The organism is Paenibacillus sp. LS-5, assembly GCF_056121505.1.
Genome location: NZ_JBWAVA010000004.1, coordinates 120,293 through 144,525, shown reverse-complemented (window position 1 = coordinate 144,525; position 24,233 = coordinate 120,293). Strand labels below are relative to the sequence as shown.

The 24,233-nt window shown below is 47.6% G+C and carries 20 protein-coding genes and 1 pseudogene; 12 read left to right on the top strand and 9 right to left on the bottom strand.

Annotation, left to right across the window (positions count from 1 at the left end; all coding sequences use genetic code 11):
- The first annotated feature begins 140 nt into the window (after positions 1 to 140).
- Positions 141 to 1,643, top strand: a complete 1,503-nt coding sequence (locus AC0MA3_RS08275) for an alpha/beta hydrolase family protein (protein ID WP_474655821.1) — start codon at positions 141 to 143, stop codon at positions 1,641 to 1,643.
- Between the two features lie 113 nt (positions 1,644 to 1,756).
- Here AC0MA3_RS08275 and AC0MA3_RS08270 read toward each other — a convergent pair whose 3' ends face one another.
- From AC0MA3_RS08270 to AC0MA3_RS08260, 3 genes are all read right to left on the bottom strand, one after another.
- A complete protein-coding gene (locus AC0MA3_RS08270; protein ID WP_474655820.1) occupies positions 1,757 to 3,151 on the bottom strand; it encodes a SpoVR family protein in 1,395 nt (464 codons plus the stop codon).
- A 213-nt stretch (positions 3,152 to 3,364) separates the two neighbouring features.
- Positions 3,365 to 3,688, bottom strand: coding sequence for a hypothetical protein (locus AC0MA3_RS08265; RefSeq protein ID WP_474655819.1), 324 nt, complete (start codon positions 3,686 to 3,688; stop codon positions 3,365 to 3,367).
- Positions 3,678 to 3,980 carry a hypothetical protein gene (locus AC0MA3_RS08260; RefSeq protein ID WP_474655818.1) on the bottom strand — a complete coding sequence of 101 codons (303 nt, stop codon included), beginning with the start codon at positions 3,978 to 3,980 and terminating at the stop codon, positions 3,678 to 3,680. The genes AC0MA3_RS08265 and AC0MA3_RS08260 overlap by 11 nt, the downstream gene beginning before the upstream one ends.
- Positions 3,981 to 4,098: 118 nt before the next feature.
- On the opposite strand from AC0MA3_RS08260, the gene AC0MA3_RS08255 reads away from it, so the two are divergent.
- The 5 genes from AC0MA3_RS08255 to AC0MA3_RS08235 all read left to right on the top strand — a co-directional run bounded on the left by AC0MA3_RS08255 (position 4,099) and on the right by AC0MA3_RS08235 (position 11,684).
- Positions 4,099 to 4,317, top strand: a complete 219-nt coding sequence (locus tag AC0MA3_RS08255; protein ID WP_474655817.1) for a hypothetical protein — start codon at positions 4,099 to 4,101, stop codon at positions 4,315 to 4,317.
- A gap of 5 nt (positions 4,318 to 4,322) precedes the next feature.
- A complete protein-coding gene (locus AC0MA3_RS08250) occupies positions 4,323 to 5,354 on the top strand; it encodes a hypothetical protein (protein ID WP_474655816.1) in 1,032 nt (343 codons plus the stop codon).
- 136 nt (positions 5,355 to 5,490) lie between these two features.
- On the top strand, positions 5,491 to 8,742 hold the full coding sequence (gene hsdR, locus AC0MA3_RS08245; protein ID WP_474655815.1) for a type I restriction-modification system endonuclease: 3,252 nt from the start codon (positions 5,491 to 5,493) through the stop codon (positions 8,740 to 8,742).
- Positions 8,743 to 8,745: 3 nt separating this feature from the next.
- On the top strand, positions 8,746 to 10,230 hold the full coding sequence (locus AC0MA3_RS08240) for a class I SAM-dependent DNA methyltransferase (protein ID WP_474655814.1): 1,485 nt from the start codon (positions 8,746 to 8,748) through the stop codon (positions 10,228 to 10,230).
- The gene (locus AC0MA3_RS08235) at positions 10,227 to 11,684 is read left to right on the top strand and encodes a restriction endonuclease subunit S (RefSeq protein WP_474655813.1); all 1,458 of its coding nucleotides are present in this window, start codon (positions 10,227 to 10,229) and stop codon (positions 11,682 to 11,684) included. Before AC0MA3_RS08240 ends, AC0MA3_RS08235 begins: the two co-directional genes overlap by 4 nt.
- 29 nt (positions 11,685 to 11,713) lie before the next feature.
- On the opposite strand, the gene AC0MA3_RS08230 is transcribed toward AC0MA3_RS08235, so the two are convergent.
- The 4 genes and pseudogenes from AC0MA3_RS08230 to AC0MA3_RS08215 form a co-directional block, all read right to left on the bottom strand.
- Positions 11,714 to 11,971, bottom strand: coding sequence for a hypothetical protein (locus tag AC0MA3_RS08230; protein WP_474655812.1), 258 nt, complete (start codon positions 11,969 to 11,971; stop codon positions 11,714 to 11,716).
- Between the two features lie 84 nt (positions 11,972 to 12,055).
- Positions 12,056 to 12,916 (bottom strand): annotated as a pseudogene (locus AC0MA3_RS08225) (SpoVR family protein); the annotation flags it as partial.
- Between the two features lie 437 nt (positions 12,917 to 13,353).
- Entirely contained in the window at positions 13,354 to 14,367 is a 1,014-nt protein-coding gene (locus AC0MA3_RS08220) for a GtrA family protein (RefSeq protein ID WP_474655811.1), read from the bottom strand.
- Positions 14,364 to 15,341 (bottom strand): phosphodiester glycosidase family protein, encoded by a 978-nt coding sequence (locus tag AC0MA3_RS08215; protein WP_474655810.1) that lies wholly within the window; start codon positions 15,339 to 15,341, stop codon positions 14,364 to 14,366. The genes AC0MA3_RS08220 and AC0MA3_RS08215 overlap by 4 nt, the downstream gene beginning before the upstream one ends.
- 151 nt (positions 15,342 to 15,492) lie before the next feature.
- Here AC0MA3_RS08215 and AC0MA3_RS08210 point away from each other — a divergent pair, with 151 nt between their 5' ends.
- From AC0MA3_RS08210 to AC0MA3_RS08185, 6 genes are all read left to right on the top strand, one after another.
- A complete protein-coding gene (locus tag AC0MA3_RS08210; protein WP_474655809.1) occupies positions 15,493 to 16,395 on the top strand; it encodes a DUF4362 domain-containing protein in 903 nt (300 codons plus the stop codon).
- A gap of 302 nt (positions 16,396 to 16,697) precedes the next feature.
- Complete coding sequence (locus tag AC0MA3_RS08205) at positions 16,698 to 17,426, top strand: response regulator transcription factor (RefSeq protein WP_474655808.1); 729 nt, start codon at positions 16,698 to 16,700, stop codon at positions 17,424 to 17,426.
- Positions 17,423 to 18,358: a sensor histidine kinase gene (locus AC0MA3_RS08200; protein ID WP_474655807.1), complete on the top strand. Its 936-nt coding sequence runs from the start codon at positions 17,423 to 17,425 to the stop codon at positions 18,356 to 18,358. Before AC0MA3_RS08205 ends, AC0MA3_RS08200 begins: the two co-directional genes overlap by 4 nt.
- A 139-nt stretch (positions 18,359 to 18,497) precedes the next feature.
- Positions 18,498 to 19,415: an ABC transporter ATP-binding protein gene (locus AC0MA3_RS08195; RefSeq protein ID WP_379160652.1), complete on the top strand. Its 918-nt coding sequence runs from the start codon at positions 18,498 to 18,500 to the stop codon at positions 19,413 to 19,415.
- Positions 19,408 to 20,100, top strand: coding sequence for an ABC transporter permease (locus AC0MA3_RS08190; RefSeq protein ID WP_474655806.1), 693 nt, complete (start codon positions 19,408 to 19,410; stop codon positions 20,098 to 20,100). Before AC0MA3_RS08195 ends, AC0MA3_RS08190 begins: the two co-directional genes overlap by 8 nt.
- Positions 20,101 to 20,381: 281 nt before the next feature.
- On the top strand, positions 20,382 to 22,046 hold the full coding sequence (locus AC0MA3_RS08185) for a PAS domain-containing sensor histidine kinase (RefSeq protein WP_474655805.1): 1,665 nt from the start codon (positions 20,382 to 20,384) through the stop codon (positions 22,044 to 22,046).
- A 258-nt stretch (positions 22,047 to 22,304) separates the two neighbouring features.
- Here the strand turns inward: AC0MA3_RS08185 and AC0MA3_RS08180 are convergent, their stop codons facing one another.
- Together AC0MA3_RS08180 and AC0MA3_RS08175 are read right to left on the bottom strand one after the other, a co-directional pair.
- On the bottom strand, positions 22,305 to 23,150 hold the full coding sequence (locus AC0MA3_RS08180; RefSeq protein WP_379160661.1) for a DegV family protein: 846 nt from the start codon (positions 23,148 to 23,150) through the stop codon (positions 22,305 to 22,307).
- 174 nt (positions 23,151 to 23,324) lie between these two features.
- The gene (locus AC0MA3_RS08175; RefSeq protein ID WP_474655804.1) at positions 23,325 to 24,185 is read right to left on the bottom strand and encodes an AraC family transcriptional regulator; all 861 of its coding nucleotides are present in this window, start codon (positions 24,183 to 24,185) and stop codon (positions 23,325 to 23,327) included.
- Between the last annotated feature and the right edge of the window lie 48 nt (positions 24,186 to 24,233).

Here is a 24,233-nt window from a genome sequence, read left to right as displayed (position 1 = left end):
GTCTTACAAGCCTACCAATACCGTAAGATCGAGTTACAAAAATGTAAGTTAGATGTAAGGCAAATCGAAAGCTTAGGACAGCCTGGCAGGATAAGATTGGAACAAACGCAAATAGAAAGTTTTAAAAAAGGAGAATCGAGATGAGACTGTTTGAACTGTTGCTTTTTGTATCAAACATCGGCTTGTTTGCTTGTACAGTCCTATTAAAAAAAGGACGGCGTAAAATTCCAGTATTCGTTGCAAGCGGGATCGCTACCCTTTTACTGGTCATTCATTGGACGGTGGAAGGATACAGAGTGCAGCTATTTTTCCCATATTGCATAACCATCCTGTTTTTAGCCGTATCAGGTTATAGCTATTTTAACAAAAACGGTCCCAAAAAAATTCCGCGATTCCTATTGGGTGCAGCTTATACCGCGATAGCGGCAATGCTGGCCGGAACAGCAGTTCTTATGTATGCTTTTCCTGTATTTACACTACCTGAACCGACAGGCGAATTTAAGGTAGGAACGCAAACTTTTCATTTCGTGGATACCAATAGGAAAGAGATTTTTGACGCAGCCGGAGAGGGAAATAGAGAATTAATGGTTCAGGTATGGTATCCGGCTCAAGCGGGCTCCGGCAAGTATGCTCCCTTTATCCCTGATACCCGGATTTTACGTTATATGGCCGCGGACTATGGACTTCCCGGGTTTACTTTTGGACACCTGAAGTACGTATCCAGTCATACTTATTCTGGGGCCGAAGCCTCTTCAGCACAGACTTCATACCCGCTGATCCTTGCGAATCCCGGCAACGGCTCCTCCAGGTTCCTCCACACGTCGCAAGCTGAAGATCTCGCAAGTCACGGATATATCGTGGCAGTGATCGACCACACCTACAATACCTTTGCCACTGAGTTTCCGGACGGGCGAATCACGACCAGCACAACCAACGACTTATTTTCACCCGACAATGACTACCAGACAGGAAGAGAAATTCGCGACAAGTTAGGAAAAGTCTTAACCGAAGATGTGGCGTTTGTGCTGGACCAATTCGAGCTCATCCAATCTGGGCAGATTCCAAGTCAGTTAAAAGGGAAGATTGATCTCGGTCATGTCGGGGTATTCGGTCACTCCATCGGCGGAGCAACGGCTTATGACGCTTCTTACGATCCGCGAATATCAGTGGGCATAGACCTTGATGGAGGGCTATATCGTCTGCGGGACAGAGAGGGTCTGCGAAAGCCGTTTTTGTTCATCAACTCGGAAAGCTATTTCGAAAAATTAAAAAGGGTGATGGATAACAGGGTCTACACGGATGCAGAGCTTAAAAGTATGGGCTCGACTAGAGAGTGGGAGGATCAAGTAACGGAAGATAAAAAGCTGGAGCTTGAACGGATGCGCGAAACGGTCGGCGTAGGGGGGCAAGCCCTATATATTGACAATACGGAGCATTTAAATTTTACCGACGTACAGTTTGTTTCTCCGATTTTCAAAATGCTGGGCATTACAGGAAAGATTAAGCCCGAAAGAGCGGACTTCGTTATCAATGCCTATATGCTGGATTTCTTCGATATGTATCTGAAAAATCAAGGCGGAAACTTAATGAAAGGGCCAGATAGCCGCTTTCCGGAGGTGAAGTTCGTATATTCGCCTTCATAAATTACGGAACAGGCTATCCCAGCCGCGCACAACTCAGTTTGCTTATCTAAAAGAAAAGGGCACTATCAGCGCATTTCCGCCAGAGAAACGCGCTGATAGTGCCGCATTTACTTCTACATGAATTTCCGCTGCACCCTTTTACCGTCATAGGTAAAAAGGGCTTTTTTGTCTTCGACCACGGTCTGCAGGTGTACGGTACGGCCCCAGAGGGCATAGATGTGCGGCAGGGTGCGCTCCAGGTACTTCAGATCCAGCTCGATGCTCTCATAGCGGTGGGCGATCAGCAGTTCCCCGTTGCGCTCGTAATCCGCATCCTCTATTACCAGGTAAGGCGAGCCGCCATTGACACGGGCCAGCACCAGTTGGTCACGGACATTTTCCCAGGCCTTGTCTGTGATTTTCCATTCCGGGCCTTTTTTCTCGAAAACATACAGATCCAGGTCTTGGACCAGTTGCTTCGACAGGTAGCTGCGGATAAAAGAGATGTCGGAGTCCAGCTCCCGGACCTCGAACATTTTGTCACGGTCCCAGCGGCGCTCGATGTCCTCAAAGATCTTCAATCCCAGATAGTAGGGATTGAGGCTCTGCCGGGAGGGCTGAACGACCGACGAATTCAGCTTCGCGAATTCCACTGTCTCTTCGGACGTCAGATCCAGCTCACGCATGATCCGCTGATGCCAGTAGGAGGCCCAGCCTTCGTTCATGATCTTGGTCTCCATCTGCGGCCAGAAATAGAGCATCTCGTCATGCAGCATCGTCATGATGTCGCGCTGCCAGTCCTCCAGAGCGGTCGAATACTGCTGGATGAACCAGACGATATCCTTCTCCGGCTCGGGTGGGAACTTGCGCTTCCCGGCGGTTTCTGGTTCCGGGACAGCGGCCTTGCCATTCTCCAGATCCCACAGCTCATCATAGGGATTCGCCGGGCCGGGAGTTCCGGGAGGCGTATCCTTGCGTTCCTTCATCTTGGCTTCGAGCAGATGGGTCTTGCCCAGCTTGCGGGGCTGAATCAGGCTGGGGTCGATATGCTCCTGGACGGCCAGCACGGAATCGATGAAGCTCTCTACAGCATCCATGCCGTAAGTGACCGAATAATCGGCGATCCGGTCCGCCGTGGCTGACATACTCTCGACCATGTCCCGGTTCGACATGGAGAAACGCATGTTGTTCTTGAAGAAATCGCAGTGGGCGAGCACATGCGCCACGATCAGCTTATTCTGGACCAGCGAGTTACCGTCCAGCAGGAACGCGTAGCAGGGATTGGAGTTAATGACAAGCTCATAGATTTTGCTGAGGCCAAAATCATACTGTGATTTCATCTTATGAAACGTCTTCCCGAAGCTCCAGTGCCCGAATCGGGTAGGCATCCCATAGGCACCGAACGTATAGATAATATCAGCCGGGCATATCTCATAACGCATCGGGTAAAAATCCAGCCCAAACCCGGAAGCAATCTCCGTAATCTCGGCAATCGCCCGTTCCAGCGCTTGAATCTCATCTCCGGGCATGAATCCATCTCCCCCTCCAGCTTGGGCTTAAGACTGCAGTATATTCAGGCCAAGCCGCAGATGTGCGGCGACGACCGGAACTGTTCTACTTATGTATATGGGTGGAGGAGGGGGAGTATGATGGGTGAGGCGGTAGTTGGGCTTATAGACTTCGTATGATTTGGTTGTGAAAATAAAAATAACCTAACAATAAACAGATCGTTTATCGTTAGGTTATTCTTCATCTGGATCTATCCCCCAAAATACATAATGGGACAACCCCGTATTTGCAAAGTAACAAGCATCGACATACACTTCGCGAAGCTCGTCATCAATCCTGTATATAATGATCACATTACCAATTAACACCCAGTAGTATCCGTTAAACTCAAAACCAGGGAAGTCAGAGACTCCATCAGCTTTGTATTTCGGCTCATCAGCCAAGACGGATTTAGAACGTCTGAAGACATTCATGGGGTCTACTTTATATTCCTTCATTCGGGCAAGCGCTACCCGAGCATAAGTGGTCCAGAGAACCTTGAATCGGTCAGATATCATTCTGAGCCTCTTTCAGTAATTGTGTAAACTCCTCTTCGCTGTCACTGTATGTGGAAATACCATCGTTACGATCCTTTTGAGCTTGCTTCAGTTGGGACAGAACACCTTCATCTTTAAAAATTACTGAAGTCATCCGCTTTTTTTGTTCATTTGTAAATGTAGGCTGCTCATCTTTTCTTTGCAGCGTAACGTTGAATCCAAAGTTTTCTTCGATTAGCTGGACCAAATCTTTAAGGTCTACGTAAGATTTGCCCTGAAAGCTCTGTTCCAATTGTTCCTTGGAAATGGACATTCTTCTCACCTTCCTTTTGCCCATTATATCATAAACCAATAGCAATCTTATTGTGTTAAGATTACATTTATTAACACTTGATATCATGATTTTCTAGATCTAAAGGGGGCCAATCTGTATGAGCCAACAATGTTGTGACTTACATAGGATCGTCAATAATATGACTCGGCATCATTTTCCTTTTGAGGACAACCTGATCCCCAAAAATGGGGTCTATGTACTCTTTGAAACGAAGACAAGTTCACAAGCTAAGTCTTGGCTGCACGCTGGCTGGGAAATAGATTCAGTCACGCTTGGAGAGAAGACTGCATTCAGAAAAATAGGTGAAGAGGTGTAGCTCTGTTGAAAATAGAAATCGGAGAATCCTTGATGCTCTCATGGCTGAGACATGCAAAGAATTGTCAGCTTGTCCAATTGAATTGGAAACCATCTGTGAAGTCGTGGGAGATCCATAACGAAGCTGTTGTCGAAAGTATGATGAAAGATTCGGACCGACATTTTAAAGACAAATACAGCCTTGATTTGTTTAAACAGAACAGTTCATTCTCCCAACTACTCCAACAGGCGGAGATTGATGCTTTGGGTATGGAAGTTGGAGGGCTAAATGGTGTTGAGAGTATATACGGTATAGATGTAGCCTTTCATGAGAATGGCTTGAATTACGGCTCCAAGGAGGAAACAACTTCCAGAGTACTGAAGAAAATGATTCGCACGGCTATGGCGATTCATGGGTATTTCAATTTGAATGCTGGAAATATTATATTTGCTGCTCCAAAAATATATGGTGCAATTCGTGAACCTCTTCACCTCTACATAGCCGAACTCCAGGAGCTGTTCCATGCAAAAGGTTTGGATTTTCGTTTTGAGCTTTTATGCAATGAAGACTTCAAGGAGAAAATCTTCAATGTGGTTACAGCCTTATCCAATTCTGTGTCTGATACTTCGGAGCTGTTTATGCGCAGCATACAAATGTACAATCTTTTTGTAGAAGATAAGCAGCCAGTAGGCCTACCGAAATCGACAGTAAAAGCAAAAAAGTTACCTGCTGATTTTAAAGGATCTGAGGAAATAAAGATTGGTGCTTTGGTTAGATCTAGTTTTGAGCGACTGGTTGCAGATGATCTATTAACAGAGCGCGAAATTGAGCGATTGCAGCGACTGGACTACGCCAAGAGAACATTTAACATCACTTATCCTGTATTAAAAAAGATCGATCATACTATTTCCATGACTGAACAGCGAAATGTAAACGGGCGTCCTAGATTCTACGCCGATCCATACAAGATTAATGGGATCTATTACTTGTTGTGCAATCATTGGGTGGAGGAGCTTAGCAGAAGCTATTTTGATGCATGGCTTATAGGTATAGATTAGATGAATGTAGAGGACTCAATTTGAGTCCTCATTTTTTTATACTCCCCTAGTATTTAGACATGTTATTATGGACTTAGGAATATTTTCCTATGAATCATTTTACATTTCAAGAATAAATCATCCAGAGGTGAATGGTATGAGTAATAGCAATTTCACTTTTTTGTCGAACCATTGGAATATTCTCTCCAATCTGGCCGAAATGGCCGAGCGGAATGTTCATATTGACCCGAATACTTCCCTGATCAAACTCCGCATGTTTGGGGAGACGATTACAAAATACATATGTGCTTTTGAGGAACTGCAACTATCAGACAGAGCGACTCAGGATGATAGGCTTAGAATTTTGAAGCAAGAAGATCTTTTGACGGAAGAACTGTTGGATATTCTCCATGCTATTCGCAAAATTGGGAATAAAGCCAATCATGAAGAAGGAATTTACGGAACTACGGAGGAAGCCAAAGCTTTGCTGAACATGGCTTTTCGCTTATCTGTATGGTTTATGCAGGTTTATGGTGAGTGGGATTTCACAGCTCCAGAGTATATCGAACCTTCTAAGGTAGAGGATTCACAGAATCAAGAGCAGCTTCAGTCACTGGCTGCTTCTTACGATGCGAAGGTACAGTACCTGGAACAGGAATTACAGAAACTTACTCAGCAGCAAGATTCCAAAACCCCAGACGAGAAGCAAAAACGCCATACGAAGGCCAGACAACTAGGCAGTGCTCTTAAGCTTACTGAAGCGCAGACCCGTATTATTATTGACGAGAAGCTCGTTCAGGCTGGCTGGGAGGCAGATACCTTACAACTGCGTTATAGTGCAGGGACTCGTCCTGAAAAAGGCAGATACCTCGCTATATCCGAATGGCCATTGAAAAACGGATTTGCCGATTATGCTCTCTTCTATGGAATGGAACTGATCGGTATCGTTGAAGCTAAAAGACAGAGCAAAGATGTTCAAGCCGACATTGAACAGGCGAAGAAATATGCCTCCTATGTGCTTAAACATGGTGATGAGATTATTCATGGACCATGGGGGAATTATCAGGTACCGTTTCTTTTTGCGACCAATGGACGCCCGTATTTAAAGCAGCTTGAACATAAATCTGGAATATGGTTTCTGGATGCGCGCAAGTCTACGAACCATGCCAGAGTGCTACAAACGTGGTATTCACCTGAAGGGCTAAAAGCTCTTTTACAGCAGGACATAGATAAAGCGACAAAGGACCTTCGCGATGAATCGCTGGATTATCTACATTTGCGTGAGTATCAGGAAGATGCGATTTTGTCTGTGGAACATGCGATAGAAGCTGGACAGCGCAGAATTCTGGTAGCCATGGCAACAGGTACGGGCAAGACGCGAATGGCCATTGGCTTAATTTATCGTCTGATCAAACATAATCGTTTTAAAAGAATTCTATTCCTCGTGGACCGTTCAGCATTAGGCCGTCAGGCTGAGGCTGCGTTTAAGGATTCCAAGCTGGAAAGCTTTAATTCCTTCACACAGATATTTGAACTTCAGACGCTGGATGATAAGAAACCGAATGTGGAAACGAAGGTACAGATTGCTACCGTTCAGGGTATGGTGAAGCGGCTGTTTTATAGCGAAGACGATAAAGGCATTCCTTCTGTAGATCAGTATGATTGCATCATCGTGGATGAGGCTCACCGTGGTTATACGCTGGATAAGGAAATGACTGAGATCGAACTTGAGTTTCGGGATCATGCCGATTATGTAAGCAAGTATCGGAAGGTACTGGATTATTTTGACGCTGTGCGAATCGGGCTTACGGCTACACCAGCTCTTCATACGGTTGAGATTTTTGACAAAGCGATCTTTAACTACTCCTACCGTGAAGCTGTCATTGACGGCTATCTGATCGACCATGAGCCGCCTGTTCAGTTTGAAACAGAACTGAAGAAAAACGGCATCAAGTGGCAGATTGGTGAGGAAGTAGCTGTATATAATGTAGACCTGGGAACCGTGGAGAAAGAAATGCTGGAAGACGAGGTCAACCTCGAAGTAACCCAGTTCAATAAGACGGTGATCACGGAGAATTTCAATCGGGTAGTGCTGGAGGCGCTCACTGAATATATCGACCCTGAAGCGGATGGTAAGACCTTGATCTTTGCTGCAACGGATGATCATGCGGATATGGTGGTTCGGATCTTTAAGGAAGAATTGGAGAAGGTCTACGGCCCAGTAGATGATGGAGCAATTCTAAAAATCACAGGTTCGATCAAAGATCCACTGCATGCCATTAAGCTCTTCAAAAATGAACGGCTGCCGAACATCGTTGTGACTGTGGATCTGCTTACGACTGGAATAGATATCCCTAGCATCTCCCATGTGGTCTTCTTGCGGCGGGTTCGCTCCCGTATCCTGTATGAACAAATGCTGGGACGGGCTACCCGACGCTGTGATGAGATCGAGAAGGATCATTTTATGATCTATGATGCAGTAGGGATTTATGAGTCGCTTAAGCCCTATACAGACATGAAACCTGTTGTGACTAGACCTCAAGTCAGTCTGGATCTCCTGGTCGATGAGCTGAAGCAGATGAAGAGTGAGCATCACCTCAAGTCGCATCAGGAAGAGATTGTGGCTAAGATGCAGCGGAAGAAGCAGAGCTGGACACCTCAGGACCATGAGGATTTCAAAGCGCTGTCGGATGGGCAGACTATTGATGAGTTCATTGATAAGGTGAAAAAGGCCAGTGCTGAGCAGGTTAGCGAAGCTTTATTAAGCAAACCACAATTGCTTCTGTTTATTGAAGAGAACAAAGGGCGGCATAATCGCCAGTTCATTTCGGATCACAAGGATAAACTGATCGGAGTTACACGCGGTTATGGGGATGCCAACAAACCAGAGGATTATTTGGAAGGATTCAACGGGTTTATCCGTGAGAATCTGAACTTGATTCCAGCACTAAATATTATCTGCACCCGCCCGAATGATCTGACCCGTGAAGAACTGCGGAAGCTTCGTGTGGCTCTGGATCAGAAAGGCTTTACCGAGAAAAATCTGCAAACCGCATGGCGAGATGTGAAGCAGCAGGATATTGCCGCAGATATTATCAGTTTTATCCGTCAACAGGCGCTCGGTGATCCACTTGTCAGCCATGAAGAACGGATCGAGAAAGCTATGAAGAAGATTTATGAGATGAGAGTATGGCCGAAAGTGCAGAAGGATTGGCTGAAGCGGATTGAGAAGCAATTATTGCAAGAATCTGTTCTGGACCCGAATCCCGAAAAAGCATTCGATGTGGAACCTTTCCGCAGCAAGGGCGGCTATAAGCAGTTAAATAAAATTTTTGATGGTCAATTGGACGAGATTGTTGCTACAATAAACGTTGCGCTATATCCAACCAGACAGAAGGAGCAAGCTTAAACCATGAGGAATCAGGAAATTGTACAAAAGCTTTGGAACCTGTGTAATGTACTGCGTGATGATGGCATCACGTATCACCAATATGTAACGGAACTTACTTATCTGCTATTTCTTAAAATGATGAAGGAAACGAATAACGAGGGCATTCTGCCTGAACAATATCGCTGGGATTCTTTAGAGGAACGCCACGGGCTTGAATTAACCAACCATTATCGCCAACTGTTGCTTGATCTTGGGAAAGACAGTCACGAGATCATTAAGCAGATTTATATGAACTCAAGCTCCAACATCGATGAACCCAAGAATTTGGAGAAAATCGTGCGTTCCATTGATCAACTTGATTGGTATTCCGCCAAGGAAGAAGGTCTGGGGGATCTTTACGAGGGACTGCTGGAGAAGAACGCGAGTGAAACCAAATCAGGGGCGGGCCAATATTTCACCCCGCGTCCGTTGATTGATGTGATCGTAAAACTGGTTGATCCACAGCCAGGCGAACGCTGTAATGACCCAGCCGCAGGTACTTTTGGATTTATGATTGCAGCGGATAGCTATATTCGGAGTAAGACAGATGAATATTTTGAGTTGAGTCAAAAAGAAGCTGAGTTTCAAAGAAACGAAGCTTTCACAGGGGTTGAGTTAGTTAAGGACACACATCGCCTAGCGATGATGAATGCAATGCTTCATGATCTGCATGGGGATATTATGCTTGGAGATACGCTTTCAGATCTGGGGAAAGGTTTGAAGAATTATGATGTGATCCTGACCAATCCACCGTTTGGTACCAAACAAGGTGGAGAAGGACTTACTCGGGATGACTTAACTTTTACCACTTCGAACAAACAGTTGAACTTCTTGCAGCATATCTATCGCGCGTTAAAAGCGAACGGAAAAGCCCGCGCAGCGGTAGTGCTTCCTGACAACGTGTTGTTTGAAGGTGGAGTAGGAGCGAAGATTCGTGCGGACTTAATGGACAAGTGTAATCTGCACACCATTCTGCGTCTGCCTACGGGTATTTTCTATGCTCAAGGGGTAAAAACCAACGTTCTGTTCTTCAGTCGTGAGAAGACAGATAAGGATAGTACCAAAGATGTATGGGTATATGACCTACGGACAAATATGCCGAGCTTCGGGAAGCGGACTCCGCTGACTACTGCGCATTTTGATGCGTTTGTGGAGGCTTACACCGCTGAGGATCGCAGTAGTGTACAGGACGAAAGATTTAATGTGTTCACTCGCGAGGACATCCGCAAGAAAGATGACAGTTTGGACATTGGACTAATTGCGGATGAGTCTTTGTCCGCTTATGATAATCTACCTGATCCGATTGAATCTGCGGAATTGGCGATTGCCAAGCTGGATGAAGCAATGACATTGCTGCTTGAGGTTGTGGCGGAGCTTAAAGCTGTTGAGACGAAGTCAGAGTACGCAGCTGAAGAGCGACAAGAGCTGCTTCAGGTTGCAGAAGCGCGTGGAGAATATAACGTATGAGCAAGAACAAAGGAAAGACAGCAGAGGAATTGCTGCAAGAGGCATTGGTTCCTGAGGAGGAGCAGCCTTATAAGGTGCCTGAGAATTGGGTCTGGACGAAAATTCATGTCATAGCAGAAGTTAAGGGGGGAAAGAGACTGCCTCCAGGGCATGAATTTGTCGAAGGTACAACTAACCATGCATATTTAAGAGTGATTGATCTTAAAGACGGTACTGTATTAGACCACGACTTGAAATTTATTTCTGAAGAAACACATCAGCTAATCTCTCGTTATACCATTTCTAATGATGACGTTTATATTTCTATAGCAGGAACTATTGGGAGAACTGGTATAGTACCTAAACATTTAAATGGATCAAACTTAACTGAAAATGCTGCTAAAATAACAAATATAAAGGGCTCATTTAATAAATTTATTCATTTTCTATTAAATAGTCATGAATTGAAAAATCAAATTGAATTATCGATGAAAGCTACCTCACAACCCAAACTGGCCCTTCATCGGATTCAAGAACTAAAAATCCCACTTCCACCAATTAATGAGCAAATGCGGATAGTTAATAAAATCGAAGGACTCTTGAACAAAATTAAACAAGCCAAACAATTAATCGAACAAGCCAAAGAAACATTTGAACTTCGTCGAGCGGCAATTTTGGATAAGGCTTTTCGTGGGGAATTGACTTCAAATTTTCGCGATGAACATTTAAAGAAAAATGGGAATATCATTATTGAAAAGAGTCATGTTAGTCTATTTGAGATACCAAATGAGTGGAGATGGGTGAAAGCAGGCAGTCTGTTTTTTTCCTTCCCGAGAAATGGGTATTCCCCAAAATCAACAGGTGAAAGTTCTCTTGTGAAAACATTAAAGCTTGGTGCAATAACAAAGGGGTACTTTAAGAAAGAAGAATTCAAATTTATAGATGAGGAAATACAGACTGACTCATATTTGTGGCTTAAAACTGGAGATTTTCTAATACAACGTGCGAATTCCATTGAATATGTAGGGACAGCAGCAATTTACACTGGTCCTGATGATGATTGTATATACCCCGATCTTATTATGAAGGGAAAAGTAGATGAAACAATTATTCTCCCGCAGTATTTAGTATTTTGGATAAATTCATCTTTTGGAAAGAATTATATTAGAGAAAATGCAACTGGTACGGCTGGGAATATGCCTAAGATAAATCAAAAAGTTGTTAAGGAATTCCCCGTTCCATTACCTTCTATAAGTGAGCAAAAACTAATACTAGGTACAATTGAGAAAATAATCAATAATGAAAAAACCATCAGACAGTCAATTGAAGAAATAGAATCTAAGCTTGATACAATGACTAATGGGATATTAACCAAAGCGTTCTCTGGAGAGCTTGATACAACTGACATACAAAATGAGTCTTCAATAGAGCTACTGAAAGAATCTTTGTTGGGAGTTTCTAATATTTCCAGTTAAGTGATGTTATCAATATACTATCAACATATTCAATTTTCATGCTGCACGACTCCCCGTAATCCAAGAAGCGAACGAATCTCAACCTTCAACTCATCGTTTGCGGTGTGGGATACAATCACGCCATCCTTAGACGGCAGCAATTCTTTTGTCGCTTCTTTCGGGTCTTGAATGGCACGAATGAGTGCGACTTCATCAACAAACTTGGTATTACCTTCGGTATGTGACGCAAGGATTTGCAGCTTAACGTATTGATTGGGATAAATCTTCCGAACTTCTTCCCATTGCATGGCTGGCACCTCCAATTAGGCTTGTCCTTTTATTGTATCAGATTATTGGCCATTAAAAGGCTCTCCAAAACGATGTATATCGTTCATGGAGAGCCTTTTTGCGTAAGCACCTTGGAGATACGAAGCCCAGCCTTCGTTCATGATCTTAGTCTCCATCTGCGGCCAGAAATAGAGCATCTCGTCATGCAGCATCGTCATGATGTCGCGCTGCCAGTCTTCCAGAGCGGTCGAATACTGCTGGATGAACCAGACGATATCCTTCTCCGGCTCGGGCGGGAACTTGCGTTTCCCGGCGGTTTCCGGTTCCGGACCGACAGCCTTGCCGTTCTCCAGATCCCACAGCTCATCATAGGGATTCGCCGGGCCGGGAGTTCCGGGAGGCGTATCCTTGCGTTCCTTCATCTTGGCTTCGAGCAGATGGGTCTTGCCCAGCTTGCGGGGCTGAATCAGGCTGGGGTCGATATGCTCCTGGACGGCCAGCACGGAATCGATGAAGCTCTCTACAGCATCCATGCCGTAAGTGACCGAATAATCGGCGATCCGGTCCGCCGTGGCTGACATACTCTCGACCATGTCCCGGTTCGACATGGAGAAACGCATGTTGTTCTTGAAGAAATCGCAGTGGGCGAGCACATGCGCCACGATCAGCTTATTCTGGACCAGCGAGTTACCGTCCAGCAGGAACGCGTAGCAGGGATTGGAGTTAATGACAAGCTCATAGATTTTGCTGAGGCCAAAATCATACTGTGATTTCATCTTATGAAACGTCTTCCCGAAGCTCCAGTGCCCGAATCGGGTAGGCATCCCATAGGCACCGAACGTATAGATAATATCAGCCGGGCATATCTCATAACGCATCGGGTAAAAATCCAGCCCAAACCCGGAAGCAATCTCCGTAATCTCGGCAATCGCCCGTTCCAGCGCTTGAATCTTATCTCCGGGCATGAATCCATCTCCCCCTCCAGCTTGGGCTTAAGACTGCATTATATTCAGGCCAAGCCGCAGATGTGCGGCGACGACCGGAACGGTTCTTTTTATGTATATGGGAGGAGAGATAAGTGTATGACGTTAGGTGAAACACTGCAAATAAAGGAAGCTCTCCACAAACGATCCCATATCGTTTGTGAAAAGCTTTTTACTATTGCTGAGTGAGCAAGGTGAGACTCCTGCAACGGGTGTGAACTTGAACTGAACCAGCAAAAAGGGAGTAGTGACGGAGGGGAAGTTTGGAACTGGAGGAGCGAACGCGTCCGCCTTTGTCTCCAGATTTCAACTGCTACAAGCAGTATAAATAAAGAAATCTGGAGACAACAGCGGCCGGAAGTCCAAACATTCACCGCAGTCACGACCGTCCCCTATTGGAGTCTTTTAATTTTCACCCCTCAATACACAAACCTACGCTGCGCCCAGAAGCTGAACAGGAAGATCGAGACCTCGGTCAGCACCTTGGCGGCGACCAGCGGAATGATCAGCTTTTCGTTGTAAATATAGAGCAGCCCGTAATTGAACAGTAATACAAGGATCACCAGTGCAAAGTATTTGGGCAGCGACTTCTGAAGCTTGGAGGTTCTGCCGCTGGAGAACACGTATTTCCGGTTCATGGAATAGTTGAAGATGGAGCTGCACAATCTTGCGGCGGCAACTGACAGGAACAGATTGTTGCTGAGACGCTGGAACAGGAACAGCAGGGTGAAGTCGATCAGAGCAGATACCAGCGAAGAGGTACTGAACAGCAGAATCGGCAGATATATCCGGAAGGAGTCCACCAGTGGCCGGAAATGGGATGATTGATTATCATCCAGGTAGACGGTTTCGATGAATTCCTCGGTAATCGTATAACCCTCTTTGTGGGCAGTCAGCAGCATGTTCATTTCATATTCGAACCGTTCGCCGGGAATCCGGCACAGCCAGTCCAGCATCTGGTGGGAGAAGCCACGCAGACCGGTTTGGGTATCATATATTTTGGTGCCAGTCGTGAGGGAAAAGATCCCGCGTGTTACCGAGTTGCCGAAGCGGCTGCGCAGGGGAATGGTCCCGCTGAAACGGCGGCTGCCTAGTACAATTCCAGGGTTAGTCTGATTCTGGAGCACTTCGCCGATCCGTTTGATATCGTGGGGCAGATGCTGCCCGTCGCTGTCTGCACAGACCACGTAACCCGGTAGTCCAGCCTCCTGGATATAGCGGAACCCTGTCTTCAGAGCGAGGCCTTTGCCGAAATTGATCGGATGGGTCAGAACCGTACAGCCGAGCGTTTCAGCAATGTTGAAGATCCCACGGTAATCCGGGCCGCTGCCATCATCCACAAGGATAATCGGTCCAAGCTGGTAATCGCGGAGCTGTTCAATTAAATGAAGCAGACGTTCATCAGGTTCATAGGCCGGAATGAGTATAGTCATGATGCTGCCCCCTCTGTGATATACAGAATGTCGCTGACGCCGCGTTCCTGATTCTTGCCCTGCGGATTATTGACGACCCGTCCATTAAAATACATGGTGGATGAACCCCCGCCGTCCAGATTGTAAGCTTCCGTAGCTCCAAGATCCGACATGAGACTGGCAAGTTCCGTAAGCGTCATTCCGCGGCTGTAGCCTTCACTGCGTCCGTCCACCACAACGAATACATAATGGTTCGGTGCAATCATGCCAATGGCGGTCCGGGGATTTGCATTTTGGATCGAGCGGTTGCCGAAGTTGGTATCGATTTTGACATTGCTGAAGTCACTGACGATCTTGCCGTCCTGGATCAGAATCGGTCCAAAGGACAGCGTGTTGGTAGCCCCTTGTGCCAGCAGGTCGGACGAAGATACCTCCTCTTCGTTGTAAGTCTGCATCGTACCGTCATCGAACAGCGCCATCGCATCCCGCACCGGATCATCCCGGTAGACCGTACCGTTGCGGATAATCACCCCGTTGTCGCGGAAGCCATAGTAATCGCCGTTGATGGCAAAAATCGCATGGTTGCTGGAGGCAATCTCCGAAGTATCCTCGGTGATGTTCGTACCGAAGCTATTGTCGGCAAAAGCTGAGCGCAGGCTGCTGGCATTCTTAAGGACTACATCTGCGACAAAATAGGTGATTTGGTCCGAGCCGGACCCGGTCTGAACCTGGTCGATCTGGATCTGGACATCGTCGCTGGAATAACTCCAGTCGTCTGAAGTTGCGTGAACCTCGGCTGCGGCAGTAGTTGCTGTTGTGCCGGAACCCGCTGCGGTTGTGGTTGTATCATCTGCTACGACGACCTCGACATGCTCGATCAGGTACTGGTCTGCGAGACTATATATCACTGTACCGAGACCCAGGAGGACTACAATCATCACGATCAGCAGTTTGCGTTTAAAGCTCCAGGCTTGTTTTCTTTGGGGGTTGTTCATTGAAGGATCACCTCATCAAGTAAGTTGTTAAGGTCATCTTACCTGGGCTACCTTTAGTGAAACTGAAATAGAAATGGCCGGATGATTTTTAACAATGGTATACTTTAACAAATGCTAAATTCCGTCCGCCCTGAAAAGGAGGCTTCATGCGATGAGTCCACACCGTTCTTCAAAATGGCCGGGTCTACACGAGGCGATCCATAGCCACGCTATGAGACTATTGCTGATGGTTCTAACCGTCTTGCTGACGCTGGTTGCATTTACAGGCTGCTCTCTGCTGCCTTGGAATAAAGATACGGCAGCCCTCCCGAAGATCAGCCACAAGCTGAACGAGCAGGAGGATGTAATCAACCGTAATAGCTTAGGCACGGAGAATCTGGACAAGCTGGATGCTTTTATCGGACGGAGGAGCGGTGTACAGCGGGTGGTGCAGCATACCATAGAGGGTGATCCGATATTTACGGTGTTGGAGTACAAGGAAGGAAGACTGGAATACACAATCGATACAACGGAAGATGCCTTTGGAAGTCCTGAGGTGCGTACAGTTTCCTGCGCGAAGCTGGAGCGGGTGGAGAATGATACTCTGCTGAAATATACACTAACAGGCTGCAATGTTGAGCCATCCGAGCGCCAACTGCTATCGGTCGAATATGATATGGCGAAGCAGGACCGGTTCGAGTTCATGTTGAAATATGGGGTGAACCGCAAGAATGAGATCAATACTGTAGAGCAGAAGCTGGTCCAAGTCCTGCGGAACGGTACGGTGCGCGTTACTGAGGATTATAAGCTGCCGGACAAGGACCTACAGAGCATTTTTCGCGAGCTGGTACTCCGTAATATCCTGGAAGACAAGCAGCTTTCCACAGAATGTAATAGGAAGCCTTATGAAAGCTATGAACTGATGGTCCAAGTGAATGGCGCAGAGCGTCAATATGCCTGGAGTGAATGCGATACGAGCAAGGACGGCCAGAGCATGACCCGTGTGGCTCAGTTCATTATAGATAGGATTGAAGAAAGCGAGGCTGTTAAGTGGGCCGAAGGCGGGTACGAATAAGACAATTCAGTGATAGAACTGCATAGCAAAGACTGATAACCTTTAAGGACTCAAGCTATAAATCGACGGTTGGCTGTATGTGTGAACAGAGCGGAGGGTCGGAGGGATTCTGGAGAAACGGAAGTGTTCGCCTTTAAAGATCAATTTCAACCTATAATCATTGTACAGTCAGGAAGTTGGGCTTTAAAAGCGATCGTAAGAACCCTCCGAACCCGTAGCGGTTCTAATTTCGAGAGTGAAACTGCTGATTTTGGTTTTTACCACTTTAACCAGCCTATTGTCAATTACAGGGAGGTTCGGACATGCCACAGCGCGTGCTGCTGATAGAGGACGACGAAGCGATAAGTGAAATGGTTCGCTCGTATTTGGTAAAAGAGGGGTATGAAGTGGAGACGGCGTTTGACGGGGAGGCTGCGGAGAAGCTGTTTCATCGCGGCGGCGTGTATGATCTGGTGCTGCTGGATCTGATGCTTCCCAAGCGGAGCGGTAGTGATGTGCTGCAGACGATCCGCCGCGACAGTCTGGTGCCTGTGCTGATCATGTCCGCGAAGGACAGTGATGTCGATAAGGCGCTGGGCCTTGGCTTCGGCGCGGATGACTATATTACGAAGCCGTTCTCGATGATCGAGCTGGCGGCGCGGGTGAAGGCTGCGATCCGGAGGGCCGGTTATGCTGCTGCAGGAAGTTCCGGCCTGACAACTCCTCCGGTGGAGGAGAAGTCAAACCGGATATCGCTGCGCGGACTAACCGTAGATCTTGATAATTTCTCGGCCCTGAAGAACGGTGAGGAGGTCAAGCTGACCGCCAAGGAATTTCAGATTCTAAAAATGTTCGTAAGCAGCCCCGGCCGGGTATACACCAAAGCGCAGATCTATAGCAGTGTCTGGGAAGACGATTATTACGGGGACGAGAATGTCATTAATGTACATATGCGCAGATTGCGTGAAAAGATTGAAGATGATCCATCCAAGCCGGAATACATCAAAACATTATGGGGCATCGGCTATAAGCTGGGGGATGTGCTGGAATGATAGTATTGCTCAGTGTGGCTATTTTGCTGCTTCTAATTGTGATCCTCTGGCAGTACCTGCGTCTGCGGGAGCGTTCCCGCCAGCTTGATTATATCCATACGAAGCTTGATGGGATTATGGACAGGGGCTCGCACGAAAGGCTACTACTGTTCAACAGCGATCTCCATCTGCAGAAGCTGCTTACCGATCTGAACCGGCTGCTGGACGTCAACCACAAGGGTGCAGTGGAACTGGCCAGGCTGGAGAAGTCCATGCGCAGCATGCTGGCGAACATGTCTCATGATCTGAAGACTCCGCTGACCGTAGTGCTCGGCTATATTGAAACGATTCTTCATGATTCCGCGATGACAGAAGAAGAGCGGGATCATATTCTGCGGACGATTCACGGCAAGGCAGAAGAGGTCATCCGGCTGATGAACAGCTTCTTTGATCTGGCCAAGCTGGAGTCGGGGGATAAGGAGATCACCCTGTCGCGGGTGGAGCTGGGGGAGGTCTGCCGGCGTAACATTCTTTCCTTCTACGATATTCTGAGTGCCAAGGGCAGTGAAGTGGAGATCGAGATTCCGGATGAGGCGATGTACATCATGGGCAACGGAGAGGCGCTGGATCGGGTGTTATCTAATCTGCTGTCCAATGCCATCCAATACGGGGATGCCGGCGGGGTACTTGGACTTCGGCTATACAGCGACGGGGATCAGGTGTGCATCGAGGTATGGGACCGGGGGAAGGGCATTACCGAAGGGCATCAGGATAAAGTCTTCGAGCGGCTCTACACGCTGGAGGATTCCCGTAACCGGGATTATCAGGGGAGCGGTCTGGGGCTGACCATCACCAAACGGTTGACGGAACAGATGAACGGCAGCATTACGCTGCGCAGCAAACCTTTTGTGCGGACAGCATTCACGCTCTCTTTTCGCAGGCTGACCTTCTAATAGCTATCCTGGTCTGGCGGTTATACCTGGATTACAGCAGCTTAAGATTTTCGTAAGATTCAGGTAATAAAAAAGAAAATTCCGCTGTGTACAATAAGAACCAGGAAGACAAACGAAGAGCCAAAAGGAGATAACGGATATGACTACCATATTGCGAACCTGGGATTTAACCAAGGAGTATCAAGGCAAAGAGGTTGTTAACGGCGTGAATATGAGCATCAAGCAAGGTGAAATCTACGGGTTCCTCGGACCCAATGGCGCTGGCAAGACCACGGTAATGAAGATGATTACCAATCTGGTAAAGCCGACGGCAGGGAACATTGAGTTTTTCGGTGAGAGTATGACAGACCGCTCGTATGAAATGCTGAAGCGCATGGGCTGTATTATAGAATATCCGGTGTTCTATGATAAGCTGACCGCCAGAGAAAACCTCCAGCTGCATGGAGAGTATATGGGATACTACGACGCCAAGGCCATGGAAGAAGCGCTGGAACTGGTAAAACTGAAGGGTGTGGACAAAAAGCCGGTCAAGCAGTTCTCCCTGGGAATGAAGCAGCGGCTGGGTATTGCCCGGGCGGTGATGACAAAGCCGGAGCTGCTCATTCTGGATGAGCCGATCAACGGGCTGGACCCCATGGGCATCAAGGAACTGCGCGAGGTGTTCCGCATGCTGAGCCGGGAATATGGGATGACGCTGCTGATCTCCAGCCATATTCTAGGGGAGATTGAACAGGTCGCCGATACGATTGGTGTGATCCGTGAAGGATTCCTGCTTGAGGAAGTGGCGATGGATACGATCCGCAGCCGGGATTCACAGTACATTGAACTGATTACCGGAGAGAGCAGCAAAGCGGTGTATATTCTGGAGCACAAGCTGGGCCTTACCAACTTCAAGGTGCTGGATCCCCGGACCATCCGTATTTACGATGCTGTACAGCAGCGGGAACTGAACAAGGCACTGGCAGAAGCGGATGTAGAGCTGGAAAGTCTGAGCAAAAAGAGTCATACGCTGGAAGATCATTTTGTGGAATTGATGGGGGGTGAAGGCATTGCTTAAGCTGATTCAACTGGAAATCCGCAAAAACAAGCTCTTAGGTATGTTAAAGGGCGTCATCATTACCAACCTGGCTATTCTTGCCTTCATGATTCTGGTCACCTACATTGATACGAGTGAAAACGGCGGTGAATTCAAGTCGTATGCGGATATGTTCGAGGGCGTGTATATCTTCACGAAGGCAGCCTTTATCATTTTTGCTTCAGTGGTGCTGAGTAAGCTGGTGATCGATGAGTATAAGAATAATACCATTACTCTATTGTTCATGTATCCCATTTCCCGCAAGAAGCTCATGACTGCCAAAATCATCATCGTGTTCCTGTTTACAGTCGTCAGTATTTTTGTCTCAGATATTTTGCTAAACGTAATTCTGGTAGGGATTAACTCCTTCACCCACGTGATTCAAGGCCCGTTTGATCTCAAGATTATTCCGTCTGAGCTGATCAAAATTAGTGCGGATGCGGTATATGCAGCAGGTATTGGCTTAATTCCATTATTCATCGGGATGCGTAAAAAGTCTGTACCTGCCACTATCGTTACAGCAGTGCTGCTCGTTAGTCTGCTTTCCTCCGGCTTCGGTGAATTCCGGTTGGGCAACCAGGTAGGGGTTTCTCTGTCGCTGGCCCTCATTGGTGCAAGCATCGCCTATCTGTCAATCCGTAATATAGAACAGAAGGATATTGCCTAACCTAGTTCACAGTTCCTTCCTCTGATGTCAAGGAGTTACTTCTATCCTTGCTCATCCGGTGGAGGGAATTTTTTTTGCTTAAAAACCGTATTGCATCAATGTTTAGATGGCGGTTTATCGCGGTTTTTTGCTATAATAGTATATATTTCAGCATTTTTTGACCCTATCCATGAATAGCTGATTGCAGTTGCTGCCTTGAGCGCAGTCTGGATTGGTAATATATAGTTTATCCGCAGCTTCTTACAGACTAACGCAAGATTGAAGCGCGGAGGAGGTGGGCTATGCCTAAAGAGTGGACATCCATTCTGAACCGGGTGCTTTCGGAAGAAAGTGCCTATAAAATGTTATATGATCATCATCCTGATCTGATTATTGTGCTGGACAGGCAGGGGCAGTATGTGGACAGCAACCGTCCATTAGAGGATGATGCTGCTGATGCAAATGCTGAGATACACATGCACTCCTCCGGTGTGATATCGCAGCTTCCTGGGGAAGAACATTTTGCCGCAGCACTAGGCGGGATCTGCTCCGGTTTTGAGTTGGAGACAGCAGAGGATGCAGAAGACAGCCCGGTTGCAATTACTTATGTACCGGTGAAGACTCCCGAAGGGATCGCAGGCATTTTCGCTTTTATCCGGTATAACCGCAGCTGCGGATTGCCACTTCCGCTACAGAAATGGTTCAGAAGACTGCTGGCCGGACAAGATCAGCCTCCCATGGTCTGGACAGATGACCGGAGACCAGAGCTGGAAGAGAAGCAGAGTGAAATCGTTGCAGCGGAGGAACAGCAGAAGGCGGAGCTGGTACTGGAGATGTCTGAGGATAAGCATCTTGCCCTGATCCTCAACTCTGTTGCAGCAGGAATCTTTGGACTGGACACGCAGGGCAGGACTTTCTTTATTAACCGGGAAGGGGCAGATATGCTGGGTTATGCGCCTGTCGAGCTGATTGGACGGAGTCTTGCAGATCAGATTCATCACATCCGCGGGGACGGGTCGAGGTACCAGCAGAATGAATGTCCGATCTGGCAGACCCTGCAGGATGGCATTACCCGCAGCAGGACGGATGAGATTTTCTGGAGGAAGGACGGAACCAGTTTCTTTGTCAGCTACCGGATCGCTCCGCTTCTGCATAAAGGAATCATATGCGGTGTGGTGGGTTCCTTCAGTGATATTACCAATGAACGTGAGATTCTCCGGGCCAAGGAAATGGCGGAGCAGGCGGCCCAGGCCAAGGCAGATTTTCTCGCGATGATGAGCCATGAGATCCGCACCCCGATGAACGGGATGATCGGGATGGCCGATCTGCTGCTGGAAACAAAGCTTGCGGAGGAGCAGCATACCTATGCCGAGATTTTGCGCAGCAGCAGTTACAATCTGCTCAAAATCCTGAATGATATCCTCGACTTCAGTAAGATGGAAGCTGGTAAAATGCCGCTGCAATCGGAAAGATTTGATCTGCGTGAAATGATTGAGAGCATCATTGATCTATTTACCCCCAAAGCGGAAGAGAAACAGCTCGCGCTGAGATGGTGGGCGGATACGAGCGTGCCATCCATTGTGACAACAGATCCCAGCCGTTTGCGGCAGATTATTGTGAATCTGGTAGGCAATGCACTGAAGTTCACGGAGCGGGGGAGCGTTACCTTATCTGTGAAGAATATCCAGCTTCCGGCTTCCGAATATCTCCTGGAATTCTCCGTAAGGGATACTGGGGTCGGGATTGCGGAGAGCAAGCAGAATCTGCTGTTCCAATCCTTCTCCCAGCTGCATCCGTTCATCAACCGCAAATATGGAGGCACGGGTCTCGGGCTGGCGATCTGTAAGCAGCTGGTGGAGCTGATGGGCGGAACGATCTTTGTGGAGAGCGAAGAAGACCGGGGTTCAACCTTCCGCTTCATGCTTCCTTTCGTCAAAGAAGAGGTAGAGGCGGATATGACATTCTGATTTAACCCTGGCGTGCCGAACAGCCGGAGGACTTTTACAGCATGATACAGCAAGTCTCGGGTGAATGATATGACCAGGGACTTGCTTTTTTTGTGTGCAGTAGCCCGTAAAGTGTAAATCATGCAGAGGCGGGTAGAGATTGTAATGAAAAAACAAACCCATGTCTCTACAAAATGTAGACCATGGATTCGTCTAAGTGAACTGTAGCTATTTCTATTGAGGCTGGAGCACGATCGCTTGCCAGCCCGCAACAGTCTATTAATGCATGTACATAAGGCCTACTGTTCCTGGGCCGCAGTGGCTGCCGATTACACAGCCTGCGTGGATGCAGGCGATTTCGTCCACTCCTGTCTGCTCCCGGAGTGCTTGTTCCAAGTACTTGGCATCCTCTTCTGCAAGGGTGTGGGCGACAATCAGAAGCTCCTTGTCGATATCTCCAGTGTGGTCCAGAACATGCTGCAGCATCTGCTCGACGGCTTTCTCCTTCTTGCCGCGGACTCTGCTGACTGGTACGATGGCACCGTCAATCAAGCGCAGCACAGGCCGGATCTTAAGCAGGCTGCCGATCAAATTCTGCATACCGGAGCAGCGCCCGCCCATATACAGATAGTCCAGCGTATCTACAACAAATTCTGTCTCTACCCGGCTGCGGCACGCTTTCAGCATAGCAGCAATCTCCAGGGCGCTTTCGCCCTTTGCTGCCGCACGGGCGGCCTTCATAACCAGGAGGGCTATGCCTCCGCACAGCGTTTCGGAATCAACCACCTGCACCCGGCCTTCCGGGAACTCTCCGGCAGCCAGCAGGGCATTCTGATATGTAGAGGATAATGCAGAGGAAAGGCTGATATAGACGATGTCTGCCCCATCCCGGATCACCGGTTCGAAGGCAGTTATGAAATCGGCAGGCGAGGGTGCTGCTGTCTTGGGAAGGGCACCCCGTGCTGCTACCTGTTGGTACACTTCCTCAGGAGTGATGTCCACCCCATCCTTGTAAGTAGCATCATCGAATACCACGTACAGCGGGACGATACCGATATCATACGTTTCCTTCCAGCCTTGAGGCAGATCAGATGTGCTGTCTGAAAAGATTTTTACGATAGACATGAATTTCTCCTTCACCGATTCTCGGATGACAATCTTTCATAGTATAAAAGCCGTATAATCTGTAATTATACCAAGCCCGCACCAATTCTCAAAATGAAAATAATAGTTTCACTTCTGTCCCGGCAAAAAGACCAGCCGCACCTGCGGCTGGTCTTGAACTTCCAACATAGACGGTTACTTCTTCATTACCGGAATCCACACTTCACATACGTAATCTTCTGCATTCGGATCTCCTGGCGGATATAGCTCAAATTCGGGTCCACCTGTATGCTCATAGCCAGTTCCCGGGAACCACTCCTGGAAAATCCGCTGCCACACCTGTTGAATCGCATGGGGCATAGGTCCAGTTGATGTGAATACGGCCCAGCTTGCAGCCGGAACGACAGCAGTCTCATAGCCCTCTGGGTTAGTTCCCGGGCTCCCCTCCACTGCAACCCAGTAGGATAACAGTTCTTGTTCCATGTTCATACTCATACAGATCCCGAGCCAATTGGGTTCGGTGCCGAGCTGAATCAGCTTATCCGAAGTACCGTCTGCATTGCATTGATTCCAGAATTCAGGGATTTTGCGGAAATTCTCTCCATCCCTTGTAGTAACCTCCATAGACTTACCGATAACAGTAAAAGCTGATCTCTCCACGATCTTGTAGTCCATTTCCTGATCTCCCTTCAAAGATAGATGGAAGGAGAGGCGGGGGAATGCTTTGAGTTGTACCCCGGGCTCGCGCGCGGAGGATGGGGTCAGCCCATGCGCCCTGCGGAATGCTTTGGCGAATGCCTCAGGCGAGTCGTAGCCGTATTTCAACGCCACATCCAGCACCCTGATTTGTGAAATAGCCAGCTCCTGAGCTGCCAAGGTCAACCTGCGTTTGCGGATGTAGTCTGCCACCGTAACTCCTGTCAGCATGCTGAACATACGCTGGAAGTGAAAAGGAGAGACATGAGCCACCCTTGCAATATCCTCAATTCGCAGCGGCTCAGTCATCTTGCTCTCCATATAATCCAATGCATCTTTCATGCGGATCAGCCATTCCAAGTCTGCCATCTCCCTTTGATTCCATACTATCATGCCAATCCCAGGGCG